The organism is Bacillota bacterium, from assembly GCA_012727955.1.
In the GTDB taxonomy this organism is placed as follows: domain Bacteria; phylum Bacillota; class Limnochordia; order DTU087; family JAAYGB01; genus JAAYGB01.
The window spans coordinates 1-6778 of record JAAYGB010000046.1; the positions used below are offsets into that span (position 1 = coordinate 1).

At 49.6% G+C, this 6778-nt stretch carries 6 protein-coding genes; all 6 read left to right on the forward strand.

Going from position 1 to position 6778, the window contains the following annotated elements; all coding sequences use genetic code 11:
- The first annotated feature begins 255 nt into the window (after window positions 1–255).
- Complete coding sequence (locus GX030_08175; GenBank protein ID NLV92353.1) at window positions 256–1011, forward strand: transporter substrate-binding domain-containing protein; 756 nt, start codon at window positions 256–258, stop codon at window positions 1009–1011.
- 63 nt (window positions 1012–1074) lie between these two features.
- Window positions 1075–1887: a GGDEF domain-containing protein gene (locus GX030_08180; protein ID NLV92354.1), complete on the forward strand. Its 813-nt coding sequence runs from the start codon at window positions 1075–1077 to the stop codon at window positions 1885–1887.
- A gap of 100 nt (window positions 1888–1987) precedes the next feature.
- Window positions 1988–2929: a nucleoside hydrolase gene (locus GX030_08185; GenBank protein ID NLV92355.1), complete on the forward strand. Its 942-nt coding sequence runs from the start codon at window positions 1988–1990 to the stop codon at window positions 2927–2929.
- Window positions 2930–2987: 58 nt separating this feature from the next.
- Window positions 2988–3872, forward strand: a complete 885-nt coding sequence (locus GX030_08190) for a prolyl oligopeptidase family serine peptidase (GenBank protein ID NLV92356.1) — start codon at window positions 2988–2990, stop codon at window positions 3870–3872.
- Between the two features lie 351 nt (window positions 3873–4223).
- Window positions 4224–5597 (forward strand): radical SAM protein, encoded by a 1374-nt coding sequence (locus GX030_08195; protein ID NLV92357.1) that lies wholly within the window; start codon window positions 4224–4226, stop codon window positions 5595–5597.
- 196 nt (window positions 5598–5793) lie between these two features.
- The gene (locus GX030_08200) at window positions 5794–6666 is read left to right on the forward strand and encodes a CRISPR-associated endonuclease Cas3'' (protein NLV92358.1); all 873 of its coding nucleotides are present in this window, start codon (window positions 5794–5796) and stop codon (window positions 6664–6666) included.
- Window positions 6667–6778: the final 112 nt, after the last annotated feature.

Sequence of the window (6778 nt, forward strand, 5' to 3'; positions counted from 1 at the left end):
ATGCCTAGCTTAGGGTACTCTACGAAACCCTGGGTGATAGCTCTACGGAACCTCAGCGGCTTCAGCACAGCTTTATGAACACCAATTGTGGCGAGGTCTCTCGCCTACTAAAGCTTGACGCGTACACTTCACCCTGGCAAGCTGTTCTTTTTGCTGTTCGTCTTGTTAAATGGTATATAATGGCTTTGAACAGCATTTGACCATTGACCATGGCCACCCAAGTGAGCAGCCGGTTAGAAAAGGATGTTCCAAACCATGCTACAACAACACAAGGGCACCGCAAGGGGGCTAAGTAGCATTATTTTCGTGATAATGATGCTGACGGCCGTCGGCGGTGCGGAGACCGCTGAAGGATGGACCACAGAGGAAAGGGCCTACATAGCCAATAGTCCTGTAATCAAGGCTGCTACCTCTAGTGGAGCGGCACCCCTGGCCTTTGCAGATGGCAAGGGAGAAGTGCAGGGGATCTTTAGAGGTGTGATGGATAGAATAGCACAGATATCGGGGTTGACCTTTGAATATCAGGCCTATGACAGTCTTGAGGCCATTTTCAACAGTGACGCCGACATCATCTTTGGCATTTCACCCAACTACGCTCCCAGTGGTATGCAACTGTCACAGCCCTTTCTGGAATCAGAAGCCATTATCTACATGAACCAGGGGGTGGCGTCGCAGCAGCTAGAGGGTAGAATTTTTGCGGCCATCGAAGGTGGAGTGCTTCCCGAAGGCATCAACGCCGAGAATGCGATCTTCTTTGCTACTAGGGAAGACAGTCTCGATGCCGTGGAAGCGGGCATCGCAGACTACGGATATGGCAATGCATATTCTGTCGTCTATTATTCCTCTCTCAAGGATTATCAGAATCTGATCACTGTGCCCCGGGGCAAGGAACCAAGGAAATATTCCGTTGGTTTATTACATGGTGATGAGGTCCTGCTTTCCATCATCAACAAGTCGATTAGCTCAATTACCACGAGCCAGATGCAGACCTTAATCTTGGATGTGGCATAGAAGTTTAACCGCGGGCTTACAGTTGCCATGATCATGCAGGCCTATGGCAAGGTGATTCTCCTTGTGGTTGTGCTAACTATCGGTACCGTGCTTGTGAGTGTCATTTCCAGTGTGCGAGCCAAGAATAGACTAAAGAGCCAGAACCAGAAATACCAAGTCCTAGCCCATTTGGCCAATGAGTACCTGTATGAATACAATGTCCGGACCAATGACTTGCAGTTATCGGAGAAATACGGTCAACTATTTGTCACAGAAGGGAGCCTGAACTCGGTCGCTAAAGCGTTAAGGAAGTTCTTGCTAACCGACGCTACCGGTGACTCACGGGAAAGTATTATTGAGCTGCCTTTGGATAATGACCGGAGGGGGTTCTTTAGAGCGGTCAACCACCGAATTTGCGATCATCACGGCAGAACGGAAACCATCATTGGCAAACTTATTGATATTAGTGAAGCGGTGGCGGAAAGAGATGAGCTGCTGTTCAAATCACAAGTAGATGGATTAACAGGGGTATATAACGCTGCGACCACGAGGGACTTGATCCTCAAGCGGCTGCGGGAGAAAGATCCAGAGGCACTGGACGCCTTTATCATCATTGACTGCGATGACTTCAAGAGAGTGAATGATACCCACGGGCATTTGGTGGGAGATCAGATGCTAGAGCGCCTGGGAAATAGTCTGAAGAAGGTTTTTCGGAAAAACACTATCATCGGTCGACTTGGCGGCGATGAGTTCTGTGTGTATTGGAGCGATGTTCCATCCCTTAGCCCGGTTTACCGGAAATGCAGACAATTTAGCCGCCACTTTCAGGATGGAACCAAAGGGATGGCGGTGTCCGTCAGCATTGGCGTCGCAATAGTGAAGGAAGGCGAAGACTAAGAGGAGATCTATGCCGGCGCGGATCAGGCCCTGTATCAAGCCAAGCACAGGGGAAAGGCACAGATCGTGGTAGCCGATGATGGGCAGCGGGAGGTTTAAGATGGAAGAAAGTAAAGGAATGAGTCCAAGTAAAATCAGTGCCGTAGGCAAGCCCGTCAAGGTCCTGTTAGATACCGACATCGGCGGAGACATCGATGATGCAGCTTGTCTAGCCTATCTCTTGAGACAACCTAACTGTGAATTGTTAGGAATAACAACGGTCTGCGGCAATCCCCTGGAAAGAGCAATGATCGCCGATGCTATTTGCCAAGTCGCGGGAAAGACTATTCCTATCTATCCGGGATTGGATCCCAAAACTCCAAATGGCTGGTATCCTACTCCCGATGGACAAGTTAAACTCAAGAACTGGAAGCATCGAACAGATTTCGCGCAGGATAAGGCTGTCGATTTCCTATATGAGACCATCTGTACCTATCCCAATGAGGTGAATTTGATAGGCATTGGATCCTTCTCCAATATAGCTGCCCTATTTGCCAAATACCCCGATGCACCGGATAAGTTGAAAGAAATAGCAGGTATGGCTGGGGTATTTGACGAAGAAATTAACGCGTCCGATGCCATGCCCTACTGCAATTGGAACGTATGGGCTGACCCCTTGGCCGCGAAAACGGTGTTCAGTCGAGCAAGGCACATCAGGGTGTATGGGCTGGAGATAACAAGGCAGCTAACTTTGTCCCGGGAGGAGGTTAAGACCCTGTTTACCTCCGATATATTGCAGGCAGTGGTAGATTTTGGAGAACCTTGGTTGGCTGAGAACACCATGACCTTCCATGATCCCCTGGTGGCAACGGCAGTGTTTAATCGAAATATATGTACCTATCGGCGGGGATATATAGAGATTGATACTAGATCAGCAAATGAAGAAACACTGGGGAGGACAACTTTCATCCCTGACGCGCAAGGTAACTGTGAGTTAGCAACTAGTGTTAACATAAAGGGGTTCTTTGCCAGCTATTTCGAGGTAGTGAATTCGCTCCGATGAAGAAGGATTCCAGATCCTTTGACAGACGCAAATAGACCAATGAGGTGACAACGGCGTGATGGTAAATGCACAGACAAAGGCAATTGATGTCATAAATCATCCCTTATTTAATGGTTTCGGAAAGTTCCTCTTTCCCGTCAGGCATGGGATATCGGTAGCCTCCATGAACCTCGCTGATATTGGTTGTCTCCTTCCTTACCACAGCAACATTCATCCCGACACTACCGTTACGGTGGTAAATTATCTGCTGCAGGCCGTGAGTCAAGGAGCCAAGGTCTTTTATGACATCTATACCGAAGAGGAAAAGATCAAAAACCCCAGCAAGAAGGATACCGGGTTGTTCTTTTTTCGGGGTAATCCAAAGGCTCCCTTTGCCATCATCAGTGCCGGGGGCGGTTTTTCCTATGTTGGGTCGATTCATGAGAGCTTTCCCCATGCTCTGGAGTTAAGCAAGCGGGGATACAACGCCTTTGCCTTGCAATATCGCACTGGGGGAGCCGATGTTGCCTGTGAGGATCTGGCGGCGGCCATTTCCTTTGTCTTTTCCCGGAGGGAGGAGTTGGGCATTGACACAGACTGCTATTCGCTGTGGGGTGGATCCGCGGGTGCGAGAATGGCCGCCTACGTAGGTTCCTATTCGCCGGCAGCCTTTGGAGGAGACGATCTACCTCGGCCCGGTGCCGTTATCATGCAATATACCGGTCATACCGACTATACCAGACAGGATCCGCCTACCTTTGTGGTGGTCGGTGAGAAGGATGGAATTGTCAGTTGGCAGGTGATGAAGCGCCGGGTGGATGCTCTCAACAAATACGGCGTCCCCACGGAATTTCATTTGTACAAGGGTTTAGGTCATGGATTTGGCTTAGGAATCGGTACCAGCGCCGAAGGCTGGATCAACAAAGCGATAGCATTCTGGGAAGCGCAGATGCCTGCTAAATAAGACGAAGTGGGATAGTCCAACGGAAACAATAAGCTTTAGCCCATTGGGTTCAGTGCAGAGGGAAATGAGCCCTTTTTCTCAAGGGAAAACTGAAAGATAGCCTAATATCGTTGCTGCTTCTGGCAACTGAGATTGGTTCAGTTCCATTCTCGGTGGCCTTCGCGCCTTTCAGCATGAAGTCTTGTCAGCTCTTGTGGTGAATTTAAAGGATATTGTCGCTGTGGAGTTGGGCAACAAATCCTAATGCAATGAATATGCTTTCAGTAAATGGATTAGCTAGCAAGCGGTCCATCCATGGGCTCCGGGTCACGCAAACTTCGAGGAGGGGTGCAAATGCCTGAGAAGGATAGGATGAGACGGAGCGAGCCCAAACCAGGGGAGACGTGGAAGGAACGAGCCCAGAGGCTGGGACTTAGGACGGTTCTGACGTACCTGGAGAGGGATCCTGAACATCATATTCCGCAGCTAATTGACTGGGTTGATAAATTTGATCGCCATGGAGTAGTGGCCGATGCTCTGGAACCCATCAGAGAAGCTTTGGAGGACAAGACGGGCAACTGGTATCAGTTGGTCATGAGCGCCTATAGCGATCTCGACGTCGGTGTCAGAAAGAAACTATTCGAAAACCTTCTAATCAATGCCACGATTATCGGGGGACAGCGGCAGCGCATGTATCGGGACCAATATCAGTGCAACATTCCCTGGGCCATTCTCATGGATCCCACTTCTGCCTGTAATCTTCGCTGTCGGGGATGCTGGGCAGCGGATTACGGAGACAAGATGTCCATGAGTTTCGATACCCTTGACAGCATCATCGAACAGGGTAAAGCTCTGGGAGTATATATGTACATTTTCTCCGGCGGAGAACCCTTGGTGCGGAAGCGAGATATTATTCGTCTCTGTGAAAAGCATCAAGACTGTGCCTTCTTGGCCTTTACCAATGGAACCTTAATCGACGAAGAATTTGCCGAGGAAATGCTGCGGGTGAAGAACTTTGCCCCGGCTATCAGTGTCGAGGGCTTCGAGGAGCAGACTGATGCTCGCCGGGGCGAAGGAACCTACCAGGCTGTGGTCCAAGCTATGTCCATCCTCAAGGACAGGGGACTGCTCTTTGGAGTTTCCTGCTGCTACACCAGAAAGAACACTGAAGTGGTCGGTAGTGAAGCCTTTATTGATGCGATGATTGAGATGGGGGCCAAGTTTGCCTGGTTCTTTACCTACATGCCGGTGGGGGTAAACGCCGTTGTGGACCTGATGGTAACACCGGAACAACGGGAATACATGTATCATCAGATTAGGAAGTTCCGCGAAACTAAGCCGTTGTTCACCATTGATTTCTGGAACGATGGCGAGTATGTCAATGGATGTATCGCCGGAGGGCGTAACTACCTACACATCAATGCCAATGGTGACATCGAGCCCTGCGCCTTTATCCACTATTCCGATTCCAGTATCTACGAGAAGACCCTTCTGGAAGCCCTGCAATCGCCGCTCTTCATGCAGTATCGACAAGAACATCCCTTCAACAGCAACCACTTACGCCCCTGTCCACTGCTCGATAACAAGGGAAAACTAGCAGAGCTAGTTGAGAAATCCGGTGCCCGGTCAACGGATCTGGAGAATCCCGAGGACGTGCGCTCCCTTTGCGCGAAGTGTGAACAAGCAGCCGACGCTTGGGAACCGGTGGCTGATCGGCTGTGGTGTGAGTCTCGTTCCGTCGGATGATTCGGTAATTCCTAGGAACAAAGAAAATGCCATTCTCAGATGATGAGTCTTGTCTTAGTTGATAGCCCTCCTAGGTTTCATGGGAGGGCTACCTTGTTCTAGCCACATAGGCTCAAAGGGTCTGAAAGGGATCATTGCCAATCAGGGGTATATGTGACTAGGACGTTGACTGTCAAGAGATAGGAGGAGGGTTGGTATGGATTTCATCGCGCACATTCGAGAGCGAGACAAGAGAGTACAGACGGTAAAGGAACATCTCTTGGGTACAAAAGACTTGGCAGGAGTCCATGGTGAGAAACTAGGGATTAAGCATATAGTAGGCCTTGCAGGCTTGCTGCATGACTTGGGCAAATTCAGCATGGAGTTTCAGAACTACATCCGTCTGGCGGTAGAGAATCCGGAACGAGCACCTCGAAGAGGAACAGTTGATCACTCAACGGCGGGAGCTAAGCTCTTGTATGAGATGTTTCATGATCCTGCGAAAGACTTCAGTCTTTACACGGCGACGCTTGCCGAGGTAGTGGGTAACGCAATAATTTCTCACCATTCGTATCTCCGAGACTTTCTGAGTCCAGTCTTGAGTTCCGACTATCTGAGGCGGGTTCACGAGAAGGAGCTGAGTGAATTTGAGCTGTTGGTACAACGGTTCTTCACCACCGTTATGGATCAAGGACAATTTAGAGCCTATGTTAATGCTGCCACCGAAGAACTGAAGAAATACCTATCAGCGTCGGAAACTGGCCTGACGATTCGGCTCTTCTTCCTGAGCAAGTTCGTATTTGGTGCCTTAATCGATGCCGACAGAACGAATACTCGCCTATTTGAAGAAGGCTATAGCCTTGAGGAGCTTGACGTAGGGGACTTGTTTGGTGCATATTACCTTAAACTGATGGACAAGCTCAATTCCTTTCAGAACCGGGCAGATGCGTCCACTCCTATCAATCGTTGGCGGTCGGAGATGTCGTCCCAGTGCGAGAAATTTGCCTATCAGCCCTCGGGCATATACACGTTGTCAATCCCCACTGGGGGTGGGAAGACACTGGCCAGCTTGAGGTATGCGTCGGTTTGACCCCCCAATTTTGGAGAATATCTGCTTAATGTTTCAACTATCACATGGTTGCCCTTTATTTAGGCCACCATCATTGCTGGTTTGACATCTTGGCCAACATTACTGCGGTAGA

Bases quoted from the DNA above. Each gene is read 5' to 3' on its own strand.
- GX030_08175 (NLV92353.1), top strand. From the start codon at position 256: ATGCTACAACAACACAAGGGCACCGCAAGGGGGCTAAGTAGCATTATT.
- GX030_08185 (NLV92355.1), top strand. From the start codon at position 1,988: ATGGAAGAAAGTAAAGGAATGAGTCCAAGTAAAATCAGTGCCGTAGGC.
- GX030_08190 (NLV92356.1), top strand. From the start codon at position 2,988: ATGGTAAATGCACAGACAAAGGCAATTGATGTCATAAATCATCCCTTA.
- GX030_08195 (NLV92357.1), top strand. From the start codon at position 4,224: ATGAGACGGAGCGAGCCCAAACCAGGGGAGACGTGGAAGGAACGAGCC.
- GX030_08200 (NLV92358.1), top strand. From the start codon at position 5,794: ATGGATTTCATCGCGCACATTCGAGAGCGAGACAAGAGAGTACAGACG.